Below are 25,528 nucleotides of genomic sequence, written 5' to 3' on the forward strand. Positions count from 1 at the left end.
TGTGGGCAACTTTCGTGAAACCGGACGCATGTGGCCATTCCGGTTGACAACCTGGCAAGCCCAAGCGTCAATAGTCCGGTGACCAATCTCCGAAGGGCTCTCGTAGCCGCTGCTGTCCTACTGTCCCTGACCGCAACCACCTTCGCTCCGGCCAACGCCGTGTCTGAGCGCAGCAAGCGACCGACGACCGATGACTCGTCGACGATCGTCTCTCCGCAGAGGATGCGGGACGTGTGGTGCTGCTAGCCCCTGGCTAGGCCGTCACCGGAGCGGCAACCGGCTTCGCCCGGAGTCCGGTCGAAGCCCCCGCCCTCTGGAAGGCGTCCAGCGCCTCCTCGGGGCATCCCACCGACATCCACAGGCCGCCCAACTCGAACCAGAGTTGGGCGGCACTTCTGTCTGCGCCGATCCCGCTGAGCAGCAGGATCGCCTCGCGGTAACGGGCCTGTGCGCCGTCGTTGTCGCCGCGCTGGAACGCGATCTGGCCGAGCAGCACGCGCGCCTCGGCCGCGACCAGCGGCGCGCCGTTAGCCGTGGACTCCAGGCACTCGGTGGCCTCGGCCTGCGCGGCTCGGAGGTCGCCGATCAGGAACCGGGCCTTGGCCTGCGCGAGCCGGTTGCTGGCCAGGTCCGCAGGGCTGGCGTCGCTGGTGAGGAGTTCCTGCTCGGCCCGCGCGAGGTGGCCCAGAGCCTCGGTGACCTGGGGCGGGTCCAGGCGCAGGTGCAGGATGCCCAACTGGGTTCGCAGCCGTGCGGTGTTGCGGGTGGAGTCGGCCTCGTCGAGGACGTGCAGCGCCTTCTGGCCGAGCGCGACGGCTTCGGTGTGGTTGCCGCGGCGGGACTCGATGATGCTGGCGTTCCAGTAGCAGCCAGCCCGTTCGCTGGGGTTCTGGAGTGCCTCGGCGTTCTGGAGAGCCTTCTGGCACAGCCTGGCCGCGTAGCCGACGTCGCCGCCTTCGCAGTGTGCGGCCGCGACCGTCAGGGTGAGTTTCACGGCCTCGGGGCTTCCGTCCAGGCCGAGGTCGGCGATGCGCTGCTCGGCGCGGTCGCCGACCTTGATGGCACGCCCGAGTTCCCCGGCCTGCCGGTAGACCCGGCTGAGCGCGGTGAGCGCCTCCAGGGCCGGAGCGCCGTCCATCTCGCCGTCGACGAGTTGCTCCAGGCGGGCCGCTGCCTGCTCGTAGTCACCGGTCGCCTCCAGGGCGCCTGCGTGGATCACCAACGCACGCCGGTACAGACGGGAGTCGTCCGGAAGTTCCTGGAGCAGGGCCGTGGTCTGCTCCAGCGCCTTGGCGGCGTCGCCGGTGCGCAGGGACAGTTGTGCCCAGTCCAGTTCGGCGCGGCGTGCCGACCACTGCCGCGGGGTGAGGCCGAGGAGCAGTTCGTGGGTCGTAGTGCCAACTCGTTCGGCGATCACGCGCAGGACCTTCAGGTCGGGCCGCCGCGACCCGGACTCGATCCGGGACAGGTATGCCGCCGAGATCGTCCCGGCCGCGACGTCGCCCTGGGTCATGGACTTGGCGCGGCGTGCCGCCTTGATGCGGGCCCCGAGTTCGACGGCATCGACGACGGCGATGGCTTCGTTGAGGTCAGCGACATCGGGGGCATGGGCGGGATTGACCTGGATGCTCGGCTCGGACCGACCCGGACGGTTTGAGGGCATGCGAGGAGTGTGCCCCATGCCGGGAGGATCTGCGCAAAAATGACAGGATCTGCCAGCCGTCGTGGCAAGATTCCCACGGCGACTTCGACGGGCGGAGGACGCCCGTCTGCGGCCCGGTCTCATCCAACACCGGCGCGAGGTCGATTGTCACGGCACCCCGCCGACTTCTGCATGTTTGTGCAGTGCACAACCATGACCCGCGCAGGATTCGATGTTCGATCTGCCCGTATTGCACAGTTATGCAGCGGGTTGGCGGACCAGTCCCCCACACCGGTTCCGAACCCGCGCGGGCCTGCGTCCTCAGGCCTTCCCACCGCCGACCCGGCTCGCACCCCCGCAATCCGGGTCGGCGGGAGAATCTCCCTCCGCCTCCGTTAGGCAGTCCCTCGCGGAGAGAGGAGGAGTCGAACCCCTGCGGTTGCCCGCCCACCGTTTTCGAGACGGCTGCCCGGCCACCCAGGCATCACTCTCCTACGCACCGTGACGTGGTGCGGACGGCCCTGTCGGGCAGCGCGGAGAGCGGCAGAGTCGAACTGCCCGGCCGGAGCCGCGACCCGGTTAGCAGCCGGGCACCCAGCCACCCGGGTGTCACCCTCCCGTGCCCCCGGCAGGACTCGAACCTGCGACCTCCGCTGCCGGAGAGCGGCGCGCTGCTCCACTGCGCTACGAGGGCAAGAGAGCGGATGACGGGACTCGAACCCGCAGCAACCTGCTTGGAAGGCAGGCGTTCAACCAGTCGAACTCCATCCGCAAGGACCCGTCAGGGTCAGAGCCAGCGACAGGTCTCGAACCTGCTCCCTCCCGATTACGAGTCGGGTGCACGGCCGGTCGTGCTCCGCTGGCGTGGTCGTGTTCACGGTCGGACCGGACCTGGGGTGAGTGACGGGGATCGAACCCGCGGCCTCCTGAGTCACATTCAGGCGCGCTACCACTGCGCCACACCCACCAAGAGCCCCGCCTGACGGCCGGGCCGTGACACCGCGCTCCCCCCACGGCCACGATGTCCGTGCTCGTCGTTAGCCTGGTCTTCCGTGACCGAAAGCAACGGCGAGACCGAGCAGACCCTCTTCGCAGTCGACGCCCCCTGGCCTTGGCCGGACCGGGCCGAACTCATCGCGCAGGAGGGGTTCGGCTGGCACCCCGACGCAGGCAACATGCTGCTGGTGGTCCACGACAACGTCACCGAGCAGATGCGCGAGGACTTCGCTGGCCCGGCCGACCTCGCCCTCCTCACCCACGGTCCGCTCGTCGGGCTCATGATGCGCCTCGGCGGCGGCTGGACGTGGATGGAGACGATGGCGTGGCGCGGGCCGGGGCAGGGCATCCCCGAGGCGCTGCGCGGTCCAGCCGAGGGCGGCCACCTGCTGTTCCGTGCCGTGCTCGTCGACCGCACGTCCGGCACGGTCGCGGCGATGCGCGCGTTCACCGTCTCCGCGCACTTCACCAAGATGCTGCTGCGCGAGGTCGCCGACCGGTGGGGCAACGAGGTCACGGTCGAGGAAGGGATGGCGGCACGCGAGGAGTGGAACCGCCGAAACCCGACCCTGAACGCTGCCTTGAAGGCGTCCCTGGCCCGCTCGCACGGCGGCGACTGACCGTTCCTTCAGTCGGATACCTCTGGGCGCGCCCTCGGGAGGACTCGAACCTCCAACTTCCCGATTCGTAGTCGGGGCCTCTGTCCCGTTGAGATACGAGGGCTGGTGTCCCTGTGTCGCCGGGACTCGCGCCGGGCTCTCACCGGAGGCTCGACACGTCGACACGCGTCCGAGCCTGCTCAGGCCGCGGTCGCCACCTGCTGGCCGCCCGCGCTCTTGCGGGGACGTCCGGGCCGACGCGGCACCGCGCAGGGCCTGCCCTCGTCGAGAAGGACCCCGCCCCACACACCCGACTCGGCACGGGCCAACGCGATCTCCAGGCACAGCCCGCGGATCTCGCACCGTCCGCACAGCGACGCGGCGGCGGCGAGGTCCTCCTGGGTCTGCGGGAAGAACTGCTCGGGGTTACGGTGCCCGGCACACGCCGGGGTCAGCGACTCCTCCCGCGGCCACGGGTAGCGGTGTGCTGCGACCACGCCCTTGGTGTTGAACTCCTTCTCGTCCTGCATGTGCCTTCACCTCCCGGCTCCTCTTCTCAGGTCCATGCGTGCCCTCGGCAGGAGTCGAACCTGCGACCTACCGCTTAGGAGGCGGCTGCTCTGTCCATCTGAGCCACGAGGGCGTGCGTGTGCTGGAGTGGCCCCGGCAGGGCTCGAACCTGCGACCTCCTCGGTGTGAACGAGGCGCGCTACCAACTGCGCTACGGGACCGAGATGAAGCGGGTAGCCTGCGGCGTGCCACCAAGCGAAGACCAGGAGGACCCCTGATGGGCAACCGCCGCAAGAGCCGGGCCGAGAGGCGCGCGAAGGCCGGGGAGATCACCGGCTTGGAGTTCGGCCGGGTGGATCCGGCCGGGCACGCCGTCACCCTGGGCGGGTTCAACCAGATGGCCCGCAGCAACTGCGACGAATGCGGCGCGCCGGTCGAGTGGCTCACCAGGGCGGAAGCCGAAGCCCGAGGCGTCGACCTGTCCGGCGGCATGGAGTTCCTCGGCGTCGACGAGATCCCCGGCAAGGACGTGTGGGCGTGCACCCGGTGCGACAACTTCGGGATCATGGGCCCGGCTCACGGTTTCCTCTAGCCCGATCAGTGCCCCGCGAGGGACTCGAACCCCCGACCCGACGGGTAAAAGCCGCCTGTTCTGCCGCTGAACTAGCGAGGCCGGTACCGCACTGGAGCGGTGCTGGTGCCCCCGGCAGGAGTCGAACCTGCGCGGCGCTTTCGCGCTCCCGAGTAAGAGTCGGGTGTCAGCCACTAGACGACGGAGGCAAGGCGGTGCCCCAAGGGCACCAGTAGCGAGGCCGAGAATCGAACTCGGGGCTCGGGGCTTATGAGACCCCTGCCGCACCGCGCACCCGCTTCGTGCTGCGCTTCCCGGGCAGGGCTCGAACCTGCGTCCCCCTGAGTCAGAGTCAGGGCGCGTAGCCATCAACGCACCGGGAATCGGCTGCCGACCGCAGGCGCACTGCGGCAGCATGGCTCCCCCACCAGGGCTCGAACCTGGAACCTGCCGGGTAACAACCGGCCGCGCTGCCTGTTGCGCCATGAGGGATCGCGGGACACCTGGGTGTCCTGGTGGGACCGGCTGGGATCGAACCAGCGACCTCCGCAGTTTCAGTGCGGCGCTCTACCAACTGAGCCACAGCCCCATGCGGTGGCGGGGAGACGACGCGACGCCAAGACGTCGCAGGGCCCGCCCCCGCGTCACCTCGCGGAAAGGATGAACTCCCGCGGCCGCGTGCGGTCACTGGCCGCCGCCGGACTTCGGTCGGCTCGGGTGGAGTTGAACCACCGTCCTTCCCGTTATCAGCGGGCTGCCCCAACCACCTGGGCCACGAGCCGGGTGCCATGTGGTGCCGCTCGGCGACATGGCCGCGCCGTGGTGCTTGTGCATGGTCCGGCTGGAGGGACTCGAACCCCCGATCTCCTGCCCCCAAAGCAGGCGGCATGGCCACTAGCCGACAGCCGGTCGTGCCCGGGCCGTGCTCAGACCCGGTAGTTCGCGTACTTCACGTCGAGCACGAGCGACCCGGACCCGTTCGTGGTCTCCCACGGGATCAGGTAGCGCGACCCGTCGCCGCAGACGATGAAGAAGTAGTCGACGGTGCCTTCCTCGTACGGACAGGTCTCCACGCTCCACTTGCGTCGCCCGTTGCCGGGCCGGAACTTCTTCTGCGAGATCGTCACCTTCCACCGGCTGGTGGTCCGCTCGCGCACGTTCGTGCTCTTGACCTGGATCCGGTGCATGCCGTCGGCGGACTCCGCGACCAGGTCGTAGGGCGCCACGTCCATCGGGATGCTCACCATGTAGCCACGGGAGAGGAACCACTCGCTGGCTTGGGCGATCGCGGCCCGGCGCAGGTTCTCTGGCTCCGGTTCGTCGATGAACGGGTGCTCCTCTGGGGGCAGCGGCGTGCCCAGTCGGCCGTTGAGGTGCGAGGCGTCGAGCCGGTACTCGGCGATCCAGCCCTGCGCCCACCGGTAGCCGTGCCCGGTCGCGGGCTCGTCCAGCGCACGGAGCAGCCCCGCCCAGGAGGTGTGCTCGTCCAGCAAGCGCTGTGCCTCCTCGCGTGTCGGCTGGTGCCTGCTGTTCGCGTCTCGCTGGGCGCGGGGTGCGACGATCGTGTGCGTCTCAGGCAGGTGCGAGATGTCCAGGCCCAGTTCCCGGCAGCGACGCAGGACCGTCCTGTGGTTCTGTCCGCTGACCGCGATGCCGATGCCACGCATCACCTCGGTCCACGTCGTGCTGGCCTCGACGGCCTCGATCAGCGAGTCGTCGGTCCAGATCCGCGGTCTGCCCATGTCAGTCCCTCCCGGCGGGCGAAATGCCTGCCAAGTGCGGTCCCGAGATGGGGAGCGGGGGACACCTGATTGTGCGGCCAGATTTGCGGGAAAGCCAAGCCCCGCTTGATGAAAACCGCCCCACCCAAGCAACCACGAGGTACGTTCCGGGCACCCCAAACTGCTGCTAGGGCGCGGTTTCAAGCCCCTGATGGAACGGGTAGACCCGTCGACGAGGCCGCTCTGGCGACACCTTGGATGGTGAAGATCTTTCGGATCGGCCGCCGCTGGTGGCCAGTCGCGGGAACCGGCCGAACTGACCTTGGTCCGCACGTCCCAGTCAGTCGGATCGGACCGTCTCATGTCATCTCGACACGCCGGGTGCCCGCCCCCGGAGTTGAACCGGGACGCCATTCGCGTGGCACAGCGACCTCAACGCTGCGCGTCTACCAAGTTCCGCCAGGCGGGCAGGACGCCAGCACCGGAGACCTTCGATCATCGAGTGGTGGCGAAGCGGTCCGCGACGGACCGTGGTGGAGCCACGGGGACTCGAACCCCGAACCCTCTGCTTGCAAAGCAGATGCGCTACCAGTTGCGCCATAGCCCCAAGTCGGAACGACGTCGACCCGGTGAGGTTCCCTCGCCGAGTCCGCGGTCGTTCCTGGTGCCCACCGGGAGAGTTGAACTCCCACGCCCTCACGGGCACACGGACCTGAGCCGTGCGCGTCTACCAAGTTCCGCCAGGCGGGCAAGCGAGCAGGGCGCGTTCCCTTCCGTTGACCCCCATCGCTGGGTGACCCCAGGGGGTCTCACCCTGGTACGCGGTCCTGCTCAGGTGTTGCGGTGCAGCATTCGGTCCTGTGCTCACCGTTGCCCGGCTCCTCGAAAGAGGCCCCGGGACGGGTGTTGCGGTGCCGGTATCAGCGTCAGTGTCAGGGGTGGCCACCCCGCCGTTTCTGCTCCAGACGAGCCGTGCTGCGCGGCTCCCGGTTGTTCTCCAGATGTACGGCACCTGGACGTTCTGTCCCCACGTCGCGGCGCTCTGCCTGCGAGTCGGGGCGTGGTGCGCCCGGTGGGAGTTGAACCCACATGTCCTGCGGACCAACGGGTTTGAGCCGTCGCTGTATGCCAGTTCCAGCACGGGCGCCGGTGTGTTGAGCAGCCTCGACGGGACTCGAACCCGCAGTCCCCGGATTGAGGGTCCGGTGAGATCTCCAGTTACTCCACGAGGCCAGGCGCAGGGTTGGGTCCGGCCCCCGCTGGCCGGTCGTGCCGCGTCAGTCGTAGTCGGCAGCGCAGTCGTGGTTGACGTTGTGGTACCCGCCGCAGCCCGCGCACGAGTCCCAGGGCTCGTCGGCGGTCACCTCGATCCGACCGTCCGCCACGGCGTCGGCGATCGCGTCGACCAGGCTGGTGATGAGCGCAGTGACCGTGGCCGGGTTGGCGAAGTCGTCGTTGAACAACGGCTGCGCGGCCACGTCCTCGTACTGGTCGTGCTCGCCGTCGAAGAACCGGCGCAGCGCCCTGTCCAGGTCGGCCCGGACGATGTCGGGGTCCTCCCCGTGCTCAGGGTCGTGGTGGAAGTCGACGCCGCCGCACCAGACCTGGGTCTGGACGAAAGAGGAGACCATGGCGATCCGCTGCTCGTTGGCTGCGGCCTCGGGGCCGGTGAACGCGGCGACGATGACCGGCTCTACGACGGGCCGGATCGCGTGCTCGGAGGCGAAGAACTCCCAGTGCTTGCCGCGGCTGTGCGGCTGGACGTACATCGCGGTGCCTCTCGTCTGGGAGCCGTAGGCGGCCTTCGAGTCCCGATGTGTGCGGCGTCAGGAAGGGCTCTCCCCCGCTGCACGGGAACAGGTGCCCCGGCAGGTGCACGAGGGGGCGCCCTCCTCGCTTCACCGGGTCATGCTCGCAACCTGAGACCCGCACCCGGCGGCTGCGAACCTGGGCCCGCGGTGTCGGGAGTCGAACCCGCTCCATCTCAGGGCACCCCGTCGCTCTGGGTGCGTCGCCTTGCGAACTGACGGACGACGGCCTCGTTACACGAGCACGGCGGACTTGCACCGCTGCCGTCATCCAGCGACCCTGACCGGGCTTGAACCGGCGACCTCCGCGCTGACAACGCGGCGCGCTACCAACTGCGCCACAGGGCCTTGCTGAGTTGTTCCTCGACGTGGGCGGACTCGAACCACCGACCCTCCGGCCTACCTGCGCTCCCCGGTCATGGCTCCGGATCTGCGTGGCAGCCGACGTGCACCTCCGGCGCGGGTGGCAGCACCCGCTCAGGCGACCTGCACGTCCAGGCGGTTCCCGTTCGGCTCGACACGGGGCGACCGTCTCCACGGCCTGGGTCGTCCTGCTGTTCGCCCTCAGCGTGCGTACGTCACGCGTCGGTACCGTCGACAGACTCGGCGGGGCCCATCCCCTTGCTCAGGCCCGGGAGCAACAACCACCGGGTCAACATCCGGTGGTGGGGAGGTCTGCGGGTGAGCACCCTGGACCGGGTGGCGGCCGGACGCCCCGGCGCACCGGGTTCGGCCCTGGTCCTTCCGGACGTCTGCCGCTCGTGCGACCCAGGGACGGCGTTGGCCGGTCTGGCACAGGCTCGTGTGGGTTCGAGGGACGGCTACATGGTCCTTGGACGCGCAGGCTGTTTCCCTGACGTCGCCCCCCAGACCAGGGTGCTCACTCATCGAGAAGGTGTCCGGCGGTGCGGAGAAGTCTCCTCATCGACGCCTGAGTGGTCAGAGCGCGCCGAGAGCGGCCCACTCCTCGTCGGTGAAGACGACCGCCGAGTCTCGCCTGTTGTGGTCGGAACGGAAGTCGACGCCCTCCATGTCGCCCACGTGCTCGATGTACTTGGCGAGGAGCGCCTTGTAGTCCACGGTTCCGGTCATCTCGTCCATGACGATCACGTGTACGGCCCGAGGCCGAGGTCTCCCCACCGGCGCGGGCGATCTGCTGGTGCGTCGGGCAGGAGTCGAACCTGCGGTGTGCCTGGATAGCCGTGCCTGGTTTACAGCCAGGGCCCTTCGCCTCTCGGGTCACCGACGCAAGATGATGGCTCCGGGAGGCCGCGCCCCGGCCGGACCTGTCCCTCTCCGTCGTCGTGACGAGGTCATCGGGCAGGCGCAGGACGGGCCGGATGGCTCGCCTGCGTGGGCGGAGCGTGGCGCCCCGGAGTGTGGTCGCAGCGTTGGCTCCACCGCCGCGCTGTTGCGACGGTGCGTCTGCGACCGTTCTTGCTGTCCACTGTTGAGTTAGCCCCCATCAGCGTGACCACCGCCTGTGGTGTTCACCTGGATAGGTCGGGAGAGATGCCCCCACGGCCCTGTGACCGTTAGCCCGGTGCCTCTTGGACCGGCCTTTTGAGCCAGCCCGGGTCCGGTGCCCGTGGGATCTTCCGCGATATCGCAGGGACGGAGGGAATCGAACCCCCTACGCCGGTTTTGGAGACCGGTGCCTCGACCAGTCGGCCTCGCCCCTATGCGGGTACTGCTGTTGAGTTGTTCTGCTGGTGTTGCTGGGGACCGACCGGCGTACGGGCCGGACATGCAAAAAGGGCCGCTCCCTCGGCTGTCTGCCTGCCAGGAGCGGCCCTTCGTGTCGGGTACGACTAGGTACCTACACGGGTGCTCCTCGCCCAGCGATCGACAGCCACTGCTGGCCTTCGCCGCGCTCATTCCCGAACTTGGGCAGCGAGGACGGGACGAGGGTGTGGGCGGGCTTCAAGGCAGCATCCATCGCACGGCGCGCCGCGGGGGCGGTCGTGGCGTGGAGGCTGCAATACCTGCGCACGTCTCGGTCCTTACTCGTTGCGGCCACCGCGGGTGCGGCAGCACTTCTCTGTTCGGTGAACCAGGAGCGGTTCCCGTGTGTTCCTGACGGTAGAGCACCCCTCCGACAACGGCCTAACGAGTTTCCGCGATCGTCCCGGTTCGGGGTGTTCGCGCGCTCGCTCGGCGCTGCCGCAGCAGTGTCCTGACCTACAGGTGCGCGGCGGATCGGAGAGGTCTCACCGTCCGTCGCAGGCATCCCTATGCCACACCCCTGGCGACCGGCGACTAGAAGCCTTCGCGGGTGATCGTGCGGGTGGCCGGGTCGACCAGGAGCATCGGACGACCGATCCTGCGGATCTTCGTCACCGCGCTGAACGTGCCGCCCTTGGTGACGTCGGACTTCCACACCGCGACCATCAGGTCGGCGTCGTCGATCATGCAGTCGTTGCGCTGGTGGAGCAGTTCGACCCGATAGTGCTCGCCGAGCACGATCTCCTTCTCGGCGCGGGCACGCAGCGTCCGCCACAGCGCCCGGTCGGCCTCGGGCCACTTGACCGGCTGGTCGGTGAACGGGATGTAGGCGTGCAGCCGCATCCCGGCGGCCAACCCGGCCAGCGCCCACCAGGTGTCCGCACCGAGCGCCATCCCGGAGATCGCCGTCGTGGTGCCGTACTTGCTGCGCAGCGTCCACGCGGCACGGGCCAGCGCCACCTGAGCCCACGCGGCCTCGTCGGGGGTGTAGTAGGTGGGCCGGTGGCCGGTGACGGCGACCTTGCGGTAGGCGACCAGCGGCGTCTCGATGCCGCGCGGCTCGGTGAACGGGCTGGCGACGACGGGGCTCTGGCTGGTCACGGGGCCGCCTATGCCGCGCTGCGGCCCGCTTGCGCCGCCTCGATGGCGGAGCGCACCAGTGCCGAGAAGAGCGGGTGGGCGTCGTGCGGGCGCGACTTGAACTCCGGGTGCGCCTGGGTGCCCACGTAGAACGGGTGCACCTCGACGGGCAGTTCGACGAACTCGACCAGGGTGCCGTCGGGGCTGGTGCCGGAGACCACGAGCCCGGCCGCCTGGAGCGCCTCGCAGTACGCCGAGTTGACCTCGTAGCGGTGCCGGTGCCTCTCGGCGACGTGGGTCTTGCCGTAGGCGTGTGCGGTGACGCTGCCGGGAAGCAGGTCGGCCGGGTAGGACCCGAGGCGCATGGTGCCACCCAGGTCGCCGTCACCGGAGATGATCGCGCCCTGTTCGGCCATCGTGGCGATCACCGGGTGCTCGGTCTCAGGGTCGAACTCGGTGGAGGTCGCGTCGTGGTGCCCGAGCACGGTGCGGGCGTACTCGATGACCATCGACTGCATCCCCAGGCACAGACCCAGGGTCGGGATCTTCTGCTCGCGGGCATGGCGCAGGGCGCCGACCTTCCCGTCGATGCCGCGTATCCCGAACCCTCCCGGGACGCAGATGGCGTCCACGTCGGTCAGGGCCCGCTTGGCGCCTTCGGGGGTCGCGCAGTCGTCGGCGGCCACCCAGCGGATGTCGACCCGGGCGTCGTTGGCGAACCCTCCCGCGCGGAGGGCCTCGGTGACCGACAGGTAGGCGTCGGGCAGGTCGATGTACTTGCCGACCAGCGCGACGGTGACCTCGTGGTCCGGGGCGTGCACAGCCCGCAGCAGGCCGTCCCAGGACGACCAGTCGACGTCGCGGAACGGCACCCGCAGGCGGCGGATCAGGTAAGCGTCGAGGCCCTCGGCGTGCAGGACCTTCGGGATGTCGTAGATGGACGGCGCGTCGGAGGCGGCCACCACCGCGTCGGCGTCGACGTCGCAGGTGAAGGCGATCTTGGTCTTGATCGACTCGGGCACCGCCCGGTCGCAGCGGAGCACGATGGCGTCCGGGGTGATCCCGACGCCGCGTAACGCGGCCACCGAGTGCTGGGTGGGCTTGGTCTTCAACTCCGCGGCCGGGCCCATGTAGGGCAGCAGCGAGATGTGGACGAAGAGTGCGTTGTCGCGACCGACCTCGTGGCGGACCTGTCGGGCGGCCTCCAGGAAGGGCAGGCTCTCGATGTCCCCGACGGTCCCGCCGATCTCGGTGATGACGACGTCGATACCCGGCGCAGCCATCGACGTGATCCGGGCCTTGATCTCGTCGGTGATGTGCGGGATGACCTGGACGGTGGCGCCCAGGTAGTCGCCGCGCCGCTCGTTCGCGATCACGGTGGAGTACACCTGGCCGGTGGTCACGTTGGCCGAACCGGCGAGGTCCCGGCGCAGGAACCGCTCGTAGTGGCCGACGTCCAAGTCGGTCTCCGTGCCGTCCTCGGTGACGAAGACCTCCCCGTGCTGGAACGGGTTCATGGTGCCGGGGTCGACGTTGAGGTAGGGATCCAACTTCTGCATCACGACGTTCAGCCCGCGAGCGGTGAGCAGCATTCCGAGGCTGGAGGCGGTCAGCCCCTTACCCAACGAGGAGGCGACTCCCCCGGTGACGAAGATGTGCTTGGCAGGGCGGGGCGTAACAGTCATGGCTGCCCTATGCCATCGAACCGGCATCCGGCGGCCGTCCCCGGCCGTAGCCTCGACCCGTGTCGTATCGCGCCGTCCTCGCTCTCGCCGTCACGGTGCTGGTGACCGCGGGCTGCGCGACGAAGGCGGTACTGGAACCAGCGCCTCCGGAGCCGTCGGGCAGCCAGCAGGTCACCCCCGCGGACGCAGCCGCCTACCTGCGAGAGGTGCGTAGAACGACCACCGACCCGGTCGCGTCGCGGTACGGGGATCGGCGCACGTTGGAGATCGGCCGGTCCGTTTGCGAGGCGCTGCGCTCGGGGTTCGACCCGTCCACGCTGCGACGTGAGGTGCTCCCCGAGGTCGGGTACACCGGAGACGACTCGATGTGGGTGCTGCACTGGGTCGACCAGTACCTGTGCCCGGGGGCGCAGGGCTAGGCGGGGGCTCAGACCGCGACGAGTTCTGGCACTGCGCCGTCTCGTCGCAGGTCGGCAGGCAGGGCCGCGGTCGAAGCGGCGCCGGGAAGCCGACGATCGCCGGTCCATTCGATCTCGATGCACACGGCAGCCGTGTTCGTGTCCTGCCTTCAGCGCGGCAGCCCGGCCTCGGCCAGCGCCGCGTCGCGGTGGTCGCGGACGATGTCGGTCGGGTCGTCGAGGAACTGGCGGCGGGTCACCTCGTACCGGTGCCGGTCGCGGGTGCCACCGGGGTGCAGCACCGTCACCGTGGTGAAGGTGGCGAGCACGGTGCCCTCGATGTCGTACCGATGGGTCTCATCCACCCCGACCACGAACGCGCCGGAGGGCAGGTCGAGCGCGTCCGCCACAGCCGAGAAATCCTCCGCTGCGTCAGGCGCGGGGAACAGGTCAATGTCGGCGAGGTCGTCGAAACCGACGTAGGCCAACCGCTCCGCTTCGGCCTCGACGCGCGCAGCGTGCCGAACACGGCGAGCCCTGGCCTTCCGCCCCACCTGGTCGGCGCACCGGGAGCAGCCGCAGCCGTTGGCGCGGTTCGCCCAGAACTCACGTGTGGCCGCCCAGGTGCAGGCGCCGCGCTCGGTGGAGCCGAACGGGGAGGTCATCCTCCGGGGGCGTTCGGGCAGGTCGCACACGCCGTTGCGGTGGTCGTGCACCTCGACCAGCCAGGACGGGTCGTCGAGGCACTTCACGTCCCAGGGGCGGGTCTTGTCGGTGCGGCTCATGCGACCCAGGTGTGCGGCGACGGCTCGGGTGCTCCCCGCGCACCTGCCCGGCATGAACACGACCCAGGCTCGCCAGCCACGGGGAATCCCCGTCGGCGGCCAGTTCGCCGCCACCGCGCACGCAGAGGCGGACCTGTCCCTGGCACCGGACAATGGTGGTGTGGAGCCGCCCGAGCACGAGTACACCTCATCGTGGGGCGAGACGTCCTACGAGTTCCCGCGCTGGGCGGAGGAGAAGGCAATCGCCTCCATCGAGCGGGCCAACCGCCGCGCCGAGAAGGCGGGGATCCCGGACCGGTTCGCCTACGAGATCGAGCACTACGAGCGGCGCGTCCCGGACCCGAACGGCGGTGTCGAAAGGTTCGAGGAGCGCACCCGGCTGACCCTCGACCGGCCCACCGTCGAGCATGACGGCTGGCGGTTCGCCGCCACCCTCACCTGGGATCCCGAGGCGGGCATGGTCTCGCGCACCGTGCCCGGCGAGACGCTCCTGGAGCGGCCCGAGGAGAAGCGTTGCGACGTGTGCGGCAAGCCTCGTAACCGTCGCGACACCTACGTCATCCAGCGCGACGGCGAGCAGATGCAGGTCGGCTCCGACTGCCTGGAGCAGTTCCTCGGGATCCGGCCGCAGGGCCTGTGGATGCTCGACTTCGAGCCCGACTGCCCAGACCCTCGCGACGAGGAGAACTACGGCGCCACCACGACGGCCCGCGACGTCCGCTACGACACCCGCGACGTGCTCCGGATCGGCCTGGCCGTGGTCCGCCAGCACGGTTGGGTTCCCCGCTCCGCCGCGTACGAGGGACGGCCAGCGACCGCGGACCTGGTCGCCGAGGTCGTGGAGAACCGGCCGCGCACCGACACCGAGCGACGCTGGATCGACGCGATCCGCACCGAGGCGCAGGACCTCGGCGAGGAGGCCGCCGAGGTCCTCGCCCTGGCCCGGGACATGGACGGCGACTCCGACTACGCCTTCAACATGCGTGCCGCCGCCGCACCGGACACGGTCACCTGGCGCAACGCTCCCCTGCTGCTGTCGGCCATCTCGACCAAGTACAAGAACGAGGAGCGCCAGGCACGGCGGAAAGCGACTGCGAACTCCCAGCACATCGGCAAGCCGAAGGACAAGATCGCCGACCACGAGGTCGAGGTCATCGGCGTGCGTCACACCGACGGGTTCCGCGGCGGGGTCACCACGATCGTGACGATGACCGACACCGACGGCAACGTGCTGAAGTGGTTCGCCTCCGGACACAAGGACTACGAGACCGGCAAGCGGTACAAGGTCAAGGCGACGATCAAGGGCCACGACGAGTACCAGGGCGTCAAGGAGACCGCGGTCACCCGTGCCACATTGGACCCGCTCGACTGACGACCCACCCGCAGTCGACCCCGGCGACGTGCCGAGCGGGGACTGTTCTGGTCCGCGGCTTCGCATGTGTCCGGGCATGGTGCCCCAGACCGCCTCTCACCGCTCAACGGTGCGCCGATGACCGGCAGGCCGGGACGGGACGCCTGGTTCGCCGCCCTCGACGGGCACGAGGTCAGGCGGGTGGCGACGCTGGCCAAACGCCGCCGGATCAAGGCGCTGCGAGACGAGCGACGTGAGTACCGTCGTCGCATGTCGGCCTGACTCGGCCCGCGCGTGCCAGCCGGGGCCGGTTCAGTGGGGGTCCGGAAAGCCAGGGAAGTCCTCGTCGGGACCGTCGGCTGGAGCGAGCACCTCGACCCTGGCCGCGCCCAGCATCGGGTAGTTCGTCTCCACCCGGCGCCCCGCGTCGGTGACGAGCACCGGAAGCCCACCCCCGAGGATGCCCTGCTCGACAGACTCGACGGTGCCTTCGATCACCAGCCGGACCCGGTCACCGGGCTCGATCTGGATCGGGCCGCTGCCTCGGCCGGGCTCGCGGACGCTCACGACCAGGTAGGCCGGTCGGCCGGGCTCGCGCATCAGAACTCATCCCGCTGGCCGGACTCGACCTGGTGGATCAGCCGGGCGACCTCGTGGTCCTGGACCGGGTAGAAGTCCCACACGTCCACGCCGACGTTCACGCCCCGGTCGCGGACGGTGTACAGCCCGTGCACGTGACCGTGGATCAGCCAGGCACCCTCGTCGCGGAGCCGGAACTGGTTGTAGCGCGGGCCGTCTAGGTGGTCGGCGTGATAGGGGAAGTGGCTGAGCAGCACCTTTCGGGCCGGAGCGCCACCCTTGACCTGCGGCAGGGCCAGCGTGCCATATTCCACGGCGCCGTGGAACCCGGCGTCAAGGTACTCGCGCTGGTGCGCCCAGGCGTTGGACTTGGTGCCCGATCCCCGGTCGTGGTTGCCCCACACGAGAACGTGCTCGCCGTTCAACTGTCCCAGGATCTCGGCCAAGCGGCCACGGTCGCCGAACAGGAAGTCGCCGAGATGGATCGTGCGGTCGCCCTCGCGGACCCGCTTGTTGTGGCGGCGGATCATCTCGTGTGCGCACTCGTCGACGGTCTCGAACGGCCGCTCGGCGAGGTCGTTGATGGCGGCATGGAAGTAGTGCTCATCGCTGGTCAGGAAGGTGGCGCCCATGCCGACCAGGTGTCCGGCGGATCCGAGTTCCCTCCCCAGCCGGTCTCAGGACACAGCCGCCATCCCCGGCGCATCGGGGCTTCCCGCCGCGCACCCCCAAGGCATGACCGAGAACCCGAACCGTCAGCCCGCAGGAGTGCCGACCGGCGGGCAGTTCGCCGCGGCAGCCAAGTCCGAGTCGGAGGTAACGCTCGTCGTCCAGCACGGCGCCGGGCACCTCGCGCTGACCAGGGACGGCCGCGCGGTCCCGGGCTTCACCTGCCCCGCGTGCGGCAACGGCTACGCCAGCCAGGCCGGACTCGACGCCCACCCGTGCGAGGGCGTTCCAGACGCCGCCGCACCGACGCCCCGCGACGTCGAGCACCTGGTCGAGCACAAGGGCGTCTTCGAGAACGGCTACGACCAGGACGACGTGAACCGGGTCCTCGGCAACTTCGAGGCCGCCCGTCTGGTGTGCACCTGGGACGCCCACGACGACCTCGGCTACGGCGGCGACTCCGAGTTCGTCGGCATCGCCAAGCAGGACCTGGGCGTGACCGCACACGGCCACCGCGCCACCACCGACGCGGGCGTGTGGCGCAGCATCCACCCCGACGTGTGGGAGTACCTGTCCGACCCAGACAGCGATCTCGACCCCGAGTCGATCCCGTCCCTGCTCGCCGACGAGCCGTTCGAGCGCCAGGACATCGACGACCTGCCCGGAGACGGGTGGTGCAACATCGCCTACGAGACCGATGGCGAGGAGTGCACGCACTGCGGCGGCCCGACCGACGACGGCGAGGGCTGGGACGGCTACTGCGGGACCTGCGAAGACCTGCGCACCCAGCACGACGCCGACGAGCACGCCGGTCGCCCCGACGAGGACTGCCCCGACTGCGTCCACGTCTTCACCGAGGCCGACGCCATGCGCAAGGCCGCGAAGGGCGAAGCGTGACCCGCCCTGACCTGTTTCGGCATAGGGGGTGGTGACGACTCACCTGATCGTCGGCAAGCAGCACAGACAAGCACCACACCCCTGAGAAGAAACCAGGTCCCCGATGTCGAAGCAGCACCCGAAGATGTACGTCCTGGACACCAGCGTCCTGCTCTCCGCCCCGGCGGCGTTCCGCACCTTCGCCGAGCACGAGGTGGTCATCCCGCTGGTGGTCATCAAGGAACTCGAAGGCAAGCGCCACGACCCAGAACTGGGTCACACCGCCCGGGCCGCGCTCCGCGGCCTGGAAGCGTTGCGCGAGCGAGGCGACCTCCGCGACGGCGTCGAAGTCACCGACGAGGGCGGCATCGTCCGCATCGAGATCAACCACGTCGACCAGTCGGGCCTGCCCGACGCGATGGCCAGCGATCGGACCCATGACACCCGGATCCTCGCCGTGGCCAAGAACTTCGCCAACCAGGGCCGCGACGTCACCGTGGTGTCGAAGGACATGCCGATGCGGATCCTCGCCGAGACCCTCGGCCTGGCTGCCGAGGAGTACCGCCGCGAGCAGGTCGTCGTCGACCACGCCTACAGCGGTGTGGTCGAGGTCGACGTCGAGCACAGCCTCGTGGACGCCCTCTACAAGGACAAGTCTGTCGACTACCCCACCGCCGACGACGAAGGCCTGCTCGTGAACACCGGTGCCGTGCTGCTCGGCCCGAACTCCTCGGCGCTGGCTCGCGTCGGTCGGCACAAGACCCTCGACCTGGTCGCGCCGGACCTGGAGGCGTTCGGTGTCCGCGGCCGCTCCGCCGAGCAACGGATCGCGCTCGCCCACCTGCTCGACGACGAGGTCGGCATCGTCTCCCTCGGCGGCCCCGCCGGAACCGGCAAGTCCTTCCTCGCCCTGGCAGCCGGTCTGGAGGCGGTCCTGGAGAAGAAGCGCTACGAGCGGATCACCGTGTTCCGGCCGTTGTTCTCCGTCGGCGGCCAGGACCTCGGCTTCCTGCCGGGCACCGCGGAGGAGAAGATGGGCCCCTGGGGCGCTGCGGTCTTCGACGCGCTGCGCGCCATGACGACCCAGGACGTGATCGACGAGGTGCTCGGCCGCGGCCTGCTGGAGGTGCTGCCGCTCACACACGTTCGCGGCCGGTCCCTGCACAACTCCTTCGTCATCCTCGACGAGGCGCAGAACCTGGAGCGCCCGGTGCTGCTGACCGCCTTGTCCCGGCTCGGCGAGAACTCGAAGGTGGTGCTCTCCTGGGATGCGGCGCAGCGCGACAACCTGCGTGTGGGCCGACACGACGGGATCGCCGCGGTCGTGGAGCGGCTGAAGGGCAACCCGCTGTTCGCCCACACCACCTTCACCAAGTCCGAGCGTGGCCCGATTGCTGCCCTGGTGACCAGGCTGCTCGACGAGATGGTCGCCTGATCCGGACGGGTCCAGAACGGCCCGACTGTCCACGTGGCTGCCGGGCCGTTCGGCGTTCCCCTCAGCACCCGCGCACCCACCGGGCATGACCGACTCCCCCACGAGCCGACCGACGCCGTCTGGCGACTCCGCCTCTCCGCGCGTGCCGCGCGGAGTCCCCGCCGGAGGCCAGTTCACCGCCACACGGAAGGCCGAGGCCGAGGTAACGCTCGGCACCGCGACCAGCGCCTCCGTCCTGACCGGGCGGGTCGGTGACGCGTTCGCACGCAACCAGGCCGACGGGCACGCCGGTTGGGCACTGGTCAACCGGACCCTGGCCGACGTCGGGGTCCACAACGTCAACGACGACCCGGTCACCGCCGGGATGGTCGCCCGCGCCGCCGGGTTCGATATCGATTGGGGCACCACCGCCGTCGAGGACAGCCAGGGCGACACCTGCACGATCACTCCGGGCGTCCTCGACGACGAGGCCAAGGCGCTCTACGAGGACGGGCCGCAGTCGCTGGCGCTCGCCGCCGCGATCGCTCGCGAGAAGGACTGGGACGTGCTGCTCACCTACGCCACCGGCGAGACCCGGATCTTCGACGCCCAGGCGATGGCACCCGCCGCGGCAGGTGCGCCGCTGGTCACCGTCAACGGGCTCTGCGAGGTCTACAACTCCGGCGGCAGCGAGTGGGTCGACGAGACCCGCTACGACGTCGAGATTATCCCCCGCCCCAGCAGGTCGGACCTGATCAACCACCTGGTCGCGGACTGGACCGACGCCCCGGTCCACGGCCCACTCGCGCAGACCTTCGTCTCGCCCGTCCTCGCCCAGGCCGCGCAGGAGCGCGAGGAGCGCGAGGAGCAGGTGCGGGCCTACATCGCCGCAGCCAGGCCAGGCCACCGGCTCTACGACGAGACGTTCAGGCCGTTCACCGTCGGTGGGCGCCCCGACGTCCGGCACTACGACATCGGCGACGACGGCCCGTCCGAGCACGACCTCAACGAAGCCTGGGGAGTCTGACCATGACCGAGACCCCGAACCGTCAGCCCGCGGGCACGCCGACCGGCGGTCAGTTCGCGCCGTCGGCGCACGCCGAAGCACCGGCAGTCCGGCTGCACCTGCCGGAGACCGCAGCCGACATCCGACTGGGCTTCAACCGGTTCACCGAAGCCTGGGACCAGACCGACGAGCCGGACTCGTTCCAGATGGACGACGCCCGCGACTGGGCCGCCCGGGTCGAGGGCGCCGCGTCTCGTGCCGAGAACGCCCCGGCCGACGAGGTGAGCGCCGTGTCCGCGGCGATCGACCACTGGGACGGGCTCGACGAGCACGACCTGGACGCCGCCAACGATCTGGTGCAGACGAGCAGCACCCTGATGCACTCGCTGACCGCTCCCGCACCGCCGACTCCGACCGAGACCCAGTTCCGCGCCGCCCTGCTGGCGGCCAAGCCCGGCGAACGGCTCACCGACGAGGACGGCGACACGTTTACGCTGGGCGTGAACACCGGGGTGCGCTACTACGACGGCTGTCCGATGTGCCAGCAGGCCAAGGAAGCGGACTCGGCGTTCTTCCCGATGCACAAGGCGATGCCGCACTGCCGCTCCGGCGGCCGCAACCACTGCACCTGCGGGACTTGCTGGTAGTGGAGGTGGCACAGATGAGCACGACCCGAGTCCCCGCTGGCGTTCCTGCTGGTGGCCAGTTCACGGCGGCCGCGCACCCGGAGAGCCCGACGACCCTGATCGCTGCTGCCCCCGACCGCACCGACAGCCGCACCTGGGGCTACGGCCACTTCCCCGAGGCGGCCGCGTACGACGAGATGCCCGGCCTGGTCGGCGGCTACGACGGATACGACCACCACCGGATGCCGTGGCTGGGCGACGCTGAGTTCACCCTCACCCACAACTACCGGCTCGACAGCGTCTCTGCACCGTGCGAGGCATGGCAGTACACCGCCGAGATGGACTGGGACGAGGACCAGGCCGACGAAGCCGACGAGCACACCGCGGACTACGAGTACCTCGCCGACGCCCTCGAAGACACACCATGGGACGTTCCGCCGCTGGTGGTGGTCGAGCGACCCGGCTGCGGTCACCACGACCTGCTCGACGGCAACCACCGGGCCGGGCTCGCGCTCGCCCGCGGCGTGCAGATCCACCCTGCCTACGTCACCACCGCACCGGAAGGCACCGAGTGCCCCTCCTGCGCCTTCACTACCCCGGCGGGACGGGCGTGAGCGGGCCCCGCCGCGTCGCCCGGGGCGCCCCCGCGGGCGGGCAGTTCGCGCACCGGGACCGCGCCGAGGCCGGGACGACCCTCTACTTCCACGTGGCCCCGGAGTCCGCGTGGTACTCGATCGCCGAGCACGGGCTCGACCACACCCGCGGGGAGTCCGCGTACGCCGACATCTCCCTGGAGTACCCACCCGGCAACTACCTGTTCACCGACCCGGACGCGGCCACCGCCTACGCCGCGGTCCGCGAGGCCGAGGAACGCGACGAGTACGGACTGCTCGACGCCGAGGAGTACGCCGTCTTCGAGGTCGAGCACGACGGGCCGGTCACCCTCGACCCGTTCGCAGACGACGAGTCCGGCCTCGGGCAGAGCGCCGTTTACACCGACCAGCCGATTCCGCCGCACCTGGTCCGTCGTTGCTGACCGGCCCGACGCCGAGGTCTGCTCCTGCGGCGCTGTCGCTCCGGCGATCCCCCGCACACCCACCACATACGTCCCTGACGGGCGGCACCACTCCAAGCAGTAGTAGCCCGCGTTCGTTCGCCGGTCCCCCACGCGGCGGCATAGGGCGCTTCAGTCACCACCGATAAGAAGGACAGTCCATGACCATCCACACCGAGGCGGAGTCCCTCCGCAACGGCCAGAGCCGTGACGGCATCGTCATCGAGCGCGTCTACACCACCGAAGGTGTCCACCCCTACGACCAGGTCACCTGGGAGCGCCGCGACGTCGTCCAGAAGAACTGGAAGACGGACGAGATCGTCTTCGAGCAGCACGGCGTGGAGTTCCCCTCCACCTGGAGCGAGAACGCCTCCACGATCGTCACCACCAAGTATTTCCGCGGCGCGCAAGGCACCGACGCCCGCGAGCACAGCCTGAAGCAGGTCGTCGAGCGCGTGGTCAACAAGTACACCGCGGCTGCCGTCGAGCACGGCTACATGGACGAGGCGAACGCCGCCGTCTTCGGTGACGAACTGCGCTACATGCTGATCCACCAGATCTTCTCGTTCAACTCCCCCGTCTGGTTCAACGTCGGCACCTCCGCCCCCCAACAGGTCTCCGCGTGCTTCATCCTGTCGGTCGACGACTCGATGGAGTCAATCCTGAACTGGTACAAGGAAGAGGGCTTCATCTTCAAGGGCGGCTCCGGTGCCGGTCTGAACCTCTCGCGCATCCGCTCCAGCAAGGAACTGCTCCGCTCCTCCGGCGGTACGGCATCCGGCCCGGTGTCGTTCATGCGCGGCGCCGACGCGTCCGCGGGCACCATCAAGTCCGGTGGCGCCACCCGCCGCGCGGCGAAGATGGTCGTCCTCGACGTCGACCACCCCGACATCGTCGAGTTCGTCGAGACCAAGGCACGCGAGGAGGACAAGATCCGCGCGCTGCGTGACGCCGGGTTCGACATGGACCTCGGTGGCAAGGACATCACCTCGGTGCAGTACCAGAACGCCAACAACTCCGTGCGCGTCAGCGACGAGTTCATGCGCGCGGTCGAGTCAGGCGACACGTTCGGTCTGCGTGCCCGCAGCACCGGCGAGGTGATCGAGGAGGTCGACGCCCGCGACCTGTTCGGCAAGATCGCCCAGGCAGCCTGGGAGTGCGCCGACCCGGGCATCCAGTACGACGACACCATCAACGCCTGGCACACCAACCCGGAGACCGGTCGGATCACCGCCTCCAACCCGTGCTCGGAGTACATGAGCCTCGACAACTCCTCGTGCAACCTCGCCAGCCTGAACCTGATGAAGTTCCTCCGCGCCGACGGCTCGTTCGACGTGGCGACCTTCGCCAAGGCTGTCGAGGTCATCATCACCGCCATGGAGATCTCGATCTCCTTCGCCGACTTCCCGACCGAGCCGATCGGCGAGACCACCCGCAACTACCGGCAGTTGGGCATCGGCTACGCCAACCTCGGCGCCCTGCTGATGGCCAAGGGGCTCGCCTACGACTCGGCCGAGGGACGTGCGCTGGCCGCCGCGATCACCTCGGTGATGACTGGCGTCTCCTACCGCCGCTCCGCCGAGGTCGCCGGTGTCGTGGGTCCGTACAACGGCTACGCCCGCAACGCCGAGGGCCACAAGGCCGTCATGCGCAAGCACCAGCAGGCCGCCGGTGACCTGGTCGCCGCGGTCTCCGGAGCCGACGTCGACTTCGTCTCCAAGGGCATCGTCGCGGTGCTCCCCGAGGCCGCCCCGATCGCGCGGTTCGCCCTCGACGAGTGGAACCGTGGCATCGAGATCGGCGAGGTGAACGGCTGGCGCAACGCGCAGGCCAGCGTGCTCGCGCCCACCGGCACCATCGGCTTCATGATGGACTGCGACACCACCGGCATCGAGCCCGACTTCGCGCTCACGAAGTTCAAGAAGATGGTCGGCGGCGGAGGCATGACGATCGTCAACCAGCAGGTCGCCCCCGCCCTGCGCCGTCTGGGCTACAACGACGAGCAGGTCACCGAGATCGAGGCGTACATCCTCGACAAGGGCACCGTCGTCGGCGCACCGGGCCTCGCGGCCGAGCACTACAACGTGTTCGACTGCGCCGTCGGTGACCAGCGGCAGATCGAGGCGATGGGCCACGTTCGGATGATGGCGGCCGTCCAGCCGTCGCTGAGCGGCGCCATTTCCAAGACGGTCAACCTCCCCGAGAGCGCGACGGTCGAGGAGGTCGCCGACATCTACATGCAGTCGTGGAAGATGGGTCTGAAGGCCACCGCGATCTACCGCGACAACGCGAAGGTCGGCCAGCCGCTGTCCGACGGCAAGGCCAAGGACAAGGGCGAGAAGACCGAGGCCCAGCAGGTCGAGCCCGAGGTCCGGATCGTCGAGGTCCCGCGTCGGCAGAAGGTCCCGCAGCGTCGCCGCGGCACGATCACCTCGTTCCAGGTCGGCGGAACCGACGGGTACCTCCAGACTGGTGAGTACGACGACGGCAGCATCGGCGAGTTCTTCTTGAAGATGAGCAAGCAGGGCTCGACGATGGCGGGCATGATGGACGCCTTCTCCATCGCGGTGTCGATCGGCCTCCAGTACGGCGTCCCGCTGGAGACCTACGTCGACAAGTTCATCAACCAGCGGTTCGAGCCCGCCGGTCTGACCGATGACAAGGACGTGCGGATGGGGCAGTCGATCATCGACTACGTCTTCCGTCGTCTCGCTCTGGACTATCTGCCGTTCGAGGCTCGCAGCGCCTACGGCATCTACTCGACCGCGGAGCGCACCGCCGCTCTGGAGACGGGCTCCTACGAGCCGGTGGAGGACGAGAAGGTCAACCAGGACGAGGTTGGCCGCAGCGCCAAGAAGGTCGAGCAGGAGACCGCGCCGGTGACCGCGGACACCAACGCCGACGTGCTGGCCGCTCGCGCCAAGGCCGAGGCCGACAACGCGCCGGAATGCTCGGTGTGCCACACCTCGAAGTTCATGCAGCGCAGCGGGGCCTGTTACGCCTGCCGCGAGTGCGGAACCACGACCGGTTGCTCGTAGGGGCAACCCGGCTGCTGGCCTGACAACGGGCGCTCGTCTTCCCTCAGGAGGGCGGGCGCCCGTTGTCGTCCCCACTCACACCGCAGCGGCCTGCTCCGCCGCGCACCTGCCAGGCATGACCGACCACTCCCCCACGAACCGGGTGCCCTCAGGCGTCCCCACCGGCGGCCAGTTCGCCACCTCCGCCCACGCAGAGTCCGACGTTGCGCTGCACGGGCCCGGTGCGACCAGCCCGGCCTACGCCGCGCTCGCTGCCCGGTCCCTGCCCGGGGTCTTCACGGCAGACGGCGATGTCGCCGTCTACACCGCGCCGGACCAGCACCAGTACCGGGTACGGATCAGCGAGGACCGGTACGGCTTCTCCGTCCACGCCGAGGACGTCAACGTGTGGGCCGCGACCGCCGCCTTCCACCCCGCAACCGAAGAGCAGGTGGTCGCCTCGCTGCGCGAGGTCGAGCAGCAGGCGCACGCCACCCGCTCCTTCAACCAGGTCGCCGCCGCCTACGTCGGCCAGACCAGCGCCCTCGCCCCCTACGACGTGGCCACCCTCGATGAGTACGAGGGGACGGTCACCATCGACGACGGCTCCGATGGCCCGGTGACGCTGGGCGGGTTCGCCGCCCACGACGACCGGTTCAGCGGCAGGCGGTCATCGCTGCTCGCCACGATCTCCGACCGTCGCGGCAGCGGTCACGAGTACACGGTCGCGGTCGGTGCCGACCACTTCGTCCAGGTCTACCGCGGCGAGGACACCGAGGCGCCGATGCCGGGCTGGGAGGCCGAGGCGGTGCTGGGCGAGATCTCGCGGCGCGGCGGCGGGTTCGACGCCGCCGGGCTCCTCCTCGAAGCCCGCTCTCGCGCCCTCCGAGGCGCTCCGGCATGATTCCCGAGCGACGTCGGCAGCCCCGCGGCACGTCGGCTGGCGGCCAGTTCGCCCGGGAGCCCCATAGCGAGTCTGTGTGTGTTCTGACCGCCGCTCCAACAGCGGTCCCCGGCCTGCCCGACTGGACGCCCCCGGTCGGAACCGACGACCCGGCTGGAGCGTTCTCCCGTTGTAAGGAGGTCTCCGCCGAGTACACCGAGCACCTGCGCATGCACGGCATCGACGCCGACTGGGTGCAGGTGGTTGGGCCGCGGGGAGACTTCCCGGACGCGCAGACCCAGTGGCGCACTGTCGACCAGGCGTTCTGGCAGCACTACCTCACCCGAGTAACAGCGTCGGACGGCACGCCGTGCTACATCGACTGGACTGCGCGTCAGTTCGACCCGGCGGCTGCGTACCCGCAGATCACGCCGGTCGACGACCGCTACCTGGCCGCATGGCGTCGGGAGAACCGGACGGAACCGCGGAAGTAGCGATGGCCGCGCTGCGGCGCGGCAGCCGACGGCACGGGC

The 25,528-nt window shown here is 69.6% G+C and carries 24 protein-coding genes and 25 tRNA genes; 14 read left to right on the forward strand and 35 right to left on the reverse strand.

The features are described 5' to 3' along the window. Nucleotides 1–253 precede the first annotated feature (253 nt). The 7 genes from ACYVIH_RS04400 to ACYVIH_RS04430 form a co-directional block, all read right to left on the reverse strand. The gene (locus tag ACYVIH_RS04400; protein WP_460866450.1) at nt 254–1,663 is read right to left on the reverse strand and encodes a helix-turn-helix domain-containing protein; all 1,410 of its coding nucleotides are present in this window, start codon (nt 1,661–1,663) and stop codon (nt 254–256) included. A gap of 389 nt (nt 1,664–2,052) precedes the next feature. Beyond that, a tRNA-Ser gene (locus tag ACYVIH_RS04405) sits at nt 2,053–2,135 on the reverse strand. 41 nt (nt 2,136–2,176) lie between these two features. After that, nucleotides 2,177–2,260: transfer RNA gene (locus ACYVIH_RS04410), tRNA-Ser, on the reverse strand. 2 nt (nt 2,261–2,262) lie between these two features. Further along, nucleotides 2,263–2,336: transfer RNA gene (locus tag ACYVIH_RS04415), tRNA-Arg, on the reverse strand. A gap of 5 nt (nt 2,337–2,341) precedes the next feature. Continuing rightward, a tRNA-Gly gene (locus ACYVIH_RS04420) sits at nt 2,342–2,414 on the reverse strand. Between the two features lie 19 nt (nt 2,415–2,433). Further along, nucleotides 2,434–2,506 (reverse strand) — tRNA-Thr (locus tag ACYVIH_RS04425). 28 nt (nt 2,507–2,534) lie between these two features. Next, a tRNA-His gene (locus ACYVIH_RS04430) sits at nt 2,535–2,609 on the reverse strand. Between the two features lie 85 nt (nt 2,610–2,694). Between ACYVIH_RS04430 and ACYVIH_RS04435 the strand changes: the two genes are divergently transcribed. Next, nucleotides 2,695–3,258, forward strand: a complete 564-nt coding sequence (locus tag ACYVIH_RS04435; protein WP_460866452.1) for a hypothetical protein — start codon at nt 2,695–2,697, stop codon at nt 3,256–3,258. 29 nt (nt 3,259–3,287) lie between these two features. On the opposite strand, the gene ACYVIH_RS04440 is transcribed toward ACYVIH_RS04435, so the two are convergent. From ACYVIH_RS04440 to ACYVIH_RS04455, 4 genes are all read right to left on the reverse strand, one after another. Next, a tRNA-Arg gene (locus ACYVIH_RS04440) sits at nt 3,288–3,361 on the reverse strand. Between the two features lie 76 nt (nt 3,362–3,437). Beyond that, entirely contained in the window at nt 3,438–3,767 is a 330-nt protein-coding gene (locus ACYVIH_RS04445) for a WhiB family transcriptional regulator (RefSeq protein WP_460866453.1), read from the reverse strand. 39 nt (nt 3,768–3,806) lie between these two features. After that, a tRNA-Arg gene (locus ACYVIH_RS04450) sits at nt 3,807–3,880 on the reverse strand. 15 nt (nt 3,881–3,895) lie between these two features. Then, nucleotides 3,896–3,968: transfer RNA gene (locus ACYVIH_RS04455), tRNA-Val, on the reverse strand. Nucleotides 3,969–4,024: 56 nt separating this feature from the next. Here ACYVIH_RS04455 and ACYVIH_RS04460 point away from each other — a divergent pair. Then, nucleotides 4,025–4,339, forward strand: a complete 315-nt coding sequence (locus ACYVIH_RS04460) for a hypothetical protein (RefSeq protein WP_460866456.1) — start codon at nt 4,025–4,027, stop codon at nt 4,337–4,339. A 9-nt stretch (nt 4,340–4,348) separates the two neighbouring features. On the opposite strand, the gene ACYVIH_RS04465 is transcribed toward ACYVIH_RS04460, so the two are convergent. The 21 genes from ACYVIH_RS04465 to ACYVIH_RS04565 all read right to left on the reverse strand — a co-directional run bounded on the left by ACYVIH_RS04465 (nt 4,349) and on the right by ACYVIH_RS04565 (nt 12,337). Beyond that, nucleotides 4,349–4,420, reverse strand: a tRNA-Lys gene (locus ACYVIH_RS04465). A 22-nt stretch (nt 4,421–4,442) separates the two neighbouring features. Next, a tRNA-Lys gene (locus tag ACYVIH_RS04470) sits at nt 4,443–4,527 on the reverse strand. 24 nt (nt 4,528–4,551) lie between these two features. Further along, nucleotides 4,552–4,618 (reverse strand) — tRNA-Met (locus ACYVIH_RS04475). 10 nt (nt 4,619–4,628) lie between these two features. Next, nucleotides 4,629–4,701, reverse strand: a tRNA-Gln gene (locus tag ACYVIH_RS04480). Nucleotides 4,702–4,734: 33 nt separating this feature from the next. Next, nucleotides 4,735–4,810 (reverse strand) — tRNA-Asn (locus tag ACYVIH_RS04485). A gap of 21 nt (nt 4,811–4,831) precedes the next feature. Further along, nucleotides 4,832–4,907: transfer RNA gene (locus tag ACYVIH_RS04490), tRNA-Phe, on the reverse strand. A 119-nt stretch (nt 4,908–5,026) separates the two neighbouring features. Continuing rightward, nucleotides 5,027–5,100 (reverse strand) — tRNA-Ile (locus ACYVIH_RS04495). Between the two features lie 51 nt (nt 5,101–5,151). Continuing rightward, nucleotides 5,152–5,227, reverse strand: a tRNA-Pro gene (locus tag ACYVIH_RS04500). Between the two features lie 17 nt (nt 5,228–5,244). Beyond that, nucleotides 5,245–6,060, reverse strand: a complete 816-nt coding sequence (locus tag ACYVIH_RS04505; protein ID WP_460866458.1) for a group I intron-associated PD-(D/E)XK endonuclease — start codon at nt 6,058–6,060, stop codon at nt 5,245–5,247. Between the two features lie 361 nt (nt 6,061–6,421). Then, nucleotides 6,422–6,508, reverse strand: a tRNA-Leu gene (locus ACYVIH_RS04510). 62 nt (nt 6,509–6,570) lie between these two features. Beyond that, nucleotides 6,571–6,646 (reverse strand) — tRNA-Ala (locus tag ACYVIH_RS04515). Between the two features lie 55 nt (nt 6,647–6,701). Then, nucleotides 6,702–6,789, reverse strand: a tRNA-Leu gene (locus ACYVIH_RS04520). Nucleotides 6,790–7,100: 311 nt separating this feature from the next. After that, a tRNA-Leu gene (locus ACYVIH_RS04525) sits at nt 7,101–7,186 on the reverse strand. Nucleotides 7,187–7,198: 12 nt separating this feature from the next. Then, nucleotides 7,199–7,272 (reverse strand) — tRNA-Glu (locus ACYVIH_RS04530). A 44-nt stretch (nt 7,273–7,316) separates the two neighbouring features. Further along, on the reverse strand, nt 7,317–7,808 hold the full coding sequence (locus ACYVIH_RS04535) for a hypothetical protein (RefSeq protein WP_460866460.1): 492 nt from the start codon (nt 7,806–7,808) through the stop codon (nt 7,317–7,319). Nucleotides 7,809–8,122: 314 nt separating this feature from the next. After that, nucleotides 8,123–8,195, reverse strand: a tRNA-Asp gene (locus ACYVIH_RS04540). Between the two features lie 591 nt (nt 8,196–8,786). Further along, complete coding sequence (locus ACYVIH_RS04545) at nt 8,787–8,948, reverse strand: hypothetical protein (RefSeq protein ID WP_460866461.1); 162 nt, start codon at nt 8,946–8,948, stop codon at nt 8,787–8,789. Nucleotides 8,949–9,004: 56 nt separating this feature from the next. Beyond that, nucleotides 9,005–9,096: transfer RNA gene (locus ACYVIH_RS04550), tRNA-Tyr, on the reverse strand. A 360-nt stretch (nt 9,097–9,456) separates the two neighbouring features. Then, a tRNA-Trp gene (locus ACYVIH_RS04555) sits at nt 9,457–9,528 on the reverse strand. A gap of 578 nt (nt 9,529–10,106) precedes the next feature. Further along, nucleotides 10,107–10,673 (reverse strand): hypothetical protein, encoded by a 567-nt coding sequence (locus tag ACYVIH_RS04560; protein ID WP_460866463.1) that lies wholly within the window; start codon nt 10,671–10,673, stop codon nt 10,107–10,109. Nucleotides 10,674–10,681: 8 nt separating this feature from the next. Further along, complete coding sequence (locus ACYVIH_RS04565) at nt 10,682–12,337, reverse strand: CTP synthase (protein ID WP_460866466.1); 1,656 nt, start codon at nt 12,335–12,337, stop codon at nt 10,682–10,684. A 59-nt stretch (nt 12,338–12,396) separates the two neighbouring features. On the opposite strand from ACYVIH_RS04565, the gene ACYVIH_RS04570 reads away from it, so the two are divergent. Continuing rightward, the gene (locus ACYVIH_RS04570) at nt 12,397–12,756 is read left to right on the forward strand and encodes a DUF732 domain-containing protein (RefSeq protein WP_460866467.1); all 360 of its coding nucleotides are present in this window, start codon (nt 12,397–12,399) and stop codon (nt 12,754–12,756) included. A gap of 149 nt (nt 12,757–12,905) precedes the next feature. Here the strand turns inward: ACYVIH_RS04570 and ACYVIH_RS04575 are convergent, their stop codons facing one another. After that, nucleotides 12,906–13,520: a hypothetical protein gene (locus ACYVIH_RS04575; RefSeq protein WP_460866469.1), complete on the reverse strand. Its 615-nt coding sequence runs from the start codon at nt 13,518–13,520 to the stop codon at nt 12,906–12,908. A 52-nt stretch (nt 13,521–13,572) separates the two neighbouring features. Between ACYVIH_RS04575 and ACYVIH_RS04580 the strand changes: the two genes are divergently transcribed. Together ACYVIH_RS04580 and ACYVIH_RS04585 are read left to right on the forward strand one after the other, a co-directional pair. Next, entirely contained in the window at nt 13,573–14,892 is a 1,320-nt protein-coding gene (locus tag ACYVIH_RS04580) for a hypothetical protein (protein WP_460866471.1), read from the forward strand. 117 nt (nt 14,893–15,009) lie between these two features. Then, nucleotides 15,010–15,153 (forward strand): hypothetical protein, encoded by a 144-nt coding sequence (locus tag ACYVIH_RS04585; protein WP_460866473.1) that lies wholly within the window; start codon nt 15,010–15,012, stop codon nt 15,151–15,153. A 30-nt stretch (nt 15,154–15,183) separates the two neighbouring features. On the opposite strand, the gene ACYVIH_RS04590 is transcribed toward ACYVIH_RS04585, so the two are convergent. Beyond that, nucleotides 15,184–15,471 (reverse strand): hypothetical protein, encoded by a 288-nt coding sequence (locus ACYVIH_RS04590; protein WP_460866475.1) that lies wholly within the window; start codon nt 15,469–15,471, stop codon nt 15,184–15,186. After that, nucleotides 15,471–16,082: a hypothetical protein gene (locus tag ACYVIH_RS04595; RefSeq protein ID WP_460866477.1), complete on the reverse strand. Its 612-nt coding sequence runs from the start codon at nt 16,080–16,082 to the stop codon at nt 15,471–15,473. Before ACYVIH_RS04595 ends, ACYVIH_RS04590 begins: the two co-directional genes overlap by 1 nt. A gap of 103 nt (nt 16,083–16,185) precedes the next feature. On the opposite strand from ACYVIH_RS04595, the gene ACYVIH_RS04600 reads away from it, so the two are divergent. The 9 genes from ACYVIH_RS04600 to ACYVIH_RS04640 all read left to right on the forward strand — a co-directional run bounded on the left by ACYVIH_RS04600 (nt 16,186) and on the right by ACYVIH_RS04640 (nt 25,489). After that, nucleotides 16,186–17,016, forward strand: a complete 831-nt coding sequence (locus tag ACYVIH_RS04600; protein ID WP_460866479.1) for a hypothetical protein — start codon at nt 16,186–16,188, stop codon at nt 17,014–17,016. 103 nt (nt 17,017–17,119) lie between these two features. Next, nucleotides 17,120–18,430 carry a PhoH family protein gene (locus ACYVIH_RS04605; RefSeq protein WP_460866481.1) on the forward strand — a complete coding sequence of 437 codons (1,311 nt, stop codon included), beginning with the start codon at nt 17,120–17,122 and terminating at the stop codon, nt 18,428–18,430. 85 nt (nt 18,431–18,515) lie between these two features. Then, nucleotides 18,516–19,436, forward strand: a complete 921-nt coding sequence (locus ACYVIH_RS04610; RefSeq protein WP_460866483.1) for a hypothetical protein — start codon at nt 18,516–18,518, stop codon at nt 19,434–19,436. A 2-nt stretch (nt 19,437–19,438) separates the two neighbouring features. Beyond that, nucleotides 19,439–20,062 (forward strand): hypothetical protein, encoded by a 624-nt coding sequence (locus ACYVIH_RS04615; RefSeq protein ID WP_460866485.1) that lies wholly within the window; start codon nt 19,439–19,441, stop codon nt 20,060–20,062. Nucleotides 20,063–20,076: 14 nt separating this feature from the next. Beyond that, nucleotides 20,077–20,655 carry a hypothetical protein gene (locus ACYVIH_RS04620; RefSeq protein WP_460866486.1) on the forward strand — a complete coding sequence of 193 codons (579 nt, stop codon included), beginning with the start codon at nt 20,077–20,079 and terminating at the stop codon, nt 20,653–20,655. Next, complete coding sequence (locus ACYVIH_RS04625; RefSeq protein WP_460866489.1) at nt 20,652–21,077, forward strand: hypothetical protein; 426 nt, start codon at nt 20,652–20,654, stop codon at nt 21,075–21,077. The genes ACYVIH_RS04620 and ACYVIH_RS04625 overlap by 4 nt, the downstream gene beginning before the upstream one ends. 179 nt (nt 21,078–21,256) lie before the next feature. Further along, a complete protein-coding gene (locus ACYVIH_RS04630) occupies nt 21,257–24,133 on the forward strand; it encodes a vitamin B12-dependent ribonucleotide reductase (RefSeq protein WP_460866491.1) in 2,877 nt (958 codons plus the stop codon). Nucleotides 24,134–24,248: 115 nt separating this feature from the next. Then, entirely contained in the window at nt 24,249–25,016 is a 768-nt protein-coding gene (locus ACYVIH_RS04635) for a hypothetical protein (RefSeq protein WP_460866493.1), read from the forward strand. Nucleotides 25,017–25,090: 74 nt separating this feature from the next. After that, complete coding sequence (locus tag ACYVIH_RS04640) at nt 25,091–25,489, forward strand: hypothetical protein (protein WP_460866495.1); 399 nt, start codon at nt 25,091–25,093, stop codon at nt 25,487–25,489. The last annotated feature ends 39 nt before the right edge of the window (nt 25,490–25,528 follow it).

This window comes from Nocardioides pakistanensis (genome assembly GCF_054781215.1).

What these genes read in the sequence shown, in the direction of transcription:
- ACYVIH_RS04400 (WP_460866450.1), bottom strand. Translation starts at nt 1,663, where the DNA reads ATGCCCTCAAACCGTCCGGGTCGGTCCGAGCCGAGCATCCAGGTCAAT.
- ACYVIH_RS04445 (WP_460866453.1), bottom strand. Translation starts at nt 3,767, where the DNA reads ATGCAGGACGAGAAGGAGTTCAACACCAAGGGCGTGGTCGCAGCACAC.
- ACYVIH_RS04460 (WP_460866456.1), top strand. Translation starts at nt 4,025, where the DNA reads ATGGGCAACCGCCGCAAGAGCCGGGCCGAGAGGCGCGCGAAGGCCGGG.
- ACYVIH_RS04505 (WP_460866458.1), bottom strand. Translation starts at nt 6,060, where the DNA reads ATGGGCAGACCGCGGATCTGGACCGACGACTCGCTGATCGAGGCCGTC.
- ACYVIH_RS04535 (WP_460866460.1), bottom strand. Translation starts at nt 7,808, where the DNA reads ATGTACGTCCAGCCGCACAGCCGCGGCAAGCACTGGGAGTTCTTCGCC.
- ACYVIH_RS04545 (WP_460866461.1), bottom strand. Translation starts at nt 8,948, where the DNA reads ATGGACGAGATGACCGGAACCGTGGACTACAAGGCGCTCCTCGCCAAG.
- ACYVIH_RS04565 (WP_460866466.1), bottom strand. Translation starts at nt 12,337, where the DNA reads ATGACTGTTACGCCCCGCCCTGCCAAGCACATCTTCGTCACCGGGGGA.
- ACYVIH_RS04575 (WP_460866469.1), bottom strand. Translation starts at nt 13,520, where the DNA reads ATGAGCCGCACCGACAAGACCCGCCCCTGGGACGTGAAGTGCCTCGAC.
- ACYVIH_RS04580 (WP_460866471.1), top strand. Translation starts at nt 13,573, where the DNA reads ATGAACACGACCCAGGCTCGCCAGCCACGGGGAATCCCCGTCGGCGGC.
- ACYVIH_RS04585 (WP_460866473.1), top strand. Translation starts at nt 15,010, where the DNA reads ATGACCGGCAGGCCGGGACGGGACGCCTGGTTCGCCGCCCTCGACGGG.
- ACYVIH_RS04590 (WP_460866475.1), bottom strand. Translation starts at nt 15,471, where the DNA reads ATGCGCGAGCCCGGCCGACCGGCCTACCTGGTCGTGAGCGTCCGCGAG.
- ACYVIH_RS04595 (WP_460866477.1), bottom strand. Translation starts at nt 16,082, where the DNA reads ATGGGCGCCACCTTCCTGACCAGCGATGAGCACTACTTCCATGCCGCC.
- ACYVIH_RS04600 (WP_460866479.1), top strand. Translation starts at nt 16,186, where the DNA reads ATGACCGAGAACCCGAACCGTCAGCCCGCAGGAGTGCCGACCGGCGGG.
- ACYVIH_RS04605 (WP_460866481.1), top strand. Translation starts at nt 17,120, where the DNA reads ATGTCGAAGCAGCACCCGAAGATGTACGTCCTGGACACCAGCGTCCTG.
- ACYVIH_RS04610 (WP_460866483.1), top strand. Translation starts at nt 18,516, where the DNA reads ATGACCGACTCCCCCACGAGCCGACCGACGCCGTCTGGCGACTCCGCC.
- ACYVIH_RS04615 (WP_460866485.1), top strand. Translation starts at nt 19,439, where the DNA reads ATGACCGAGACCCCGAACCGTCAGCCCGCGGGCACGCCGACCGGCGGT.
- ACYVIH_RS04620 (WP_460866486.1), top strand. Translation starts at nt 20,077, where the DNA reads ATGAGCACGACCCGAGTCCCCGCTGGCGTTCCTGCTGGTGGCCAGTTC.
- ACYVIH_RS04630 (WP_460866491.1), top strand. Translation starts at nt 21,257, where the DNA reads ATGACCATCCACACCGAGGCGGAGTCCCTCCGCAACGGCCAGAGCCGT.
- ACYVIH_RS04635 (WP_460866493.1), top strand. Translation starts at nt 24,249, where the DNA reads ATGACCGACCACTCCCCCACGAACCGGGTGCCCTCAGGCGTCCCCACC.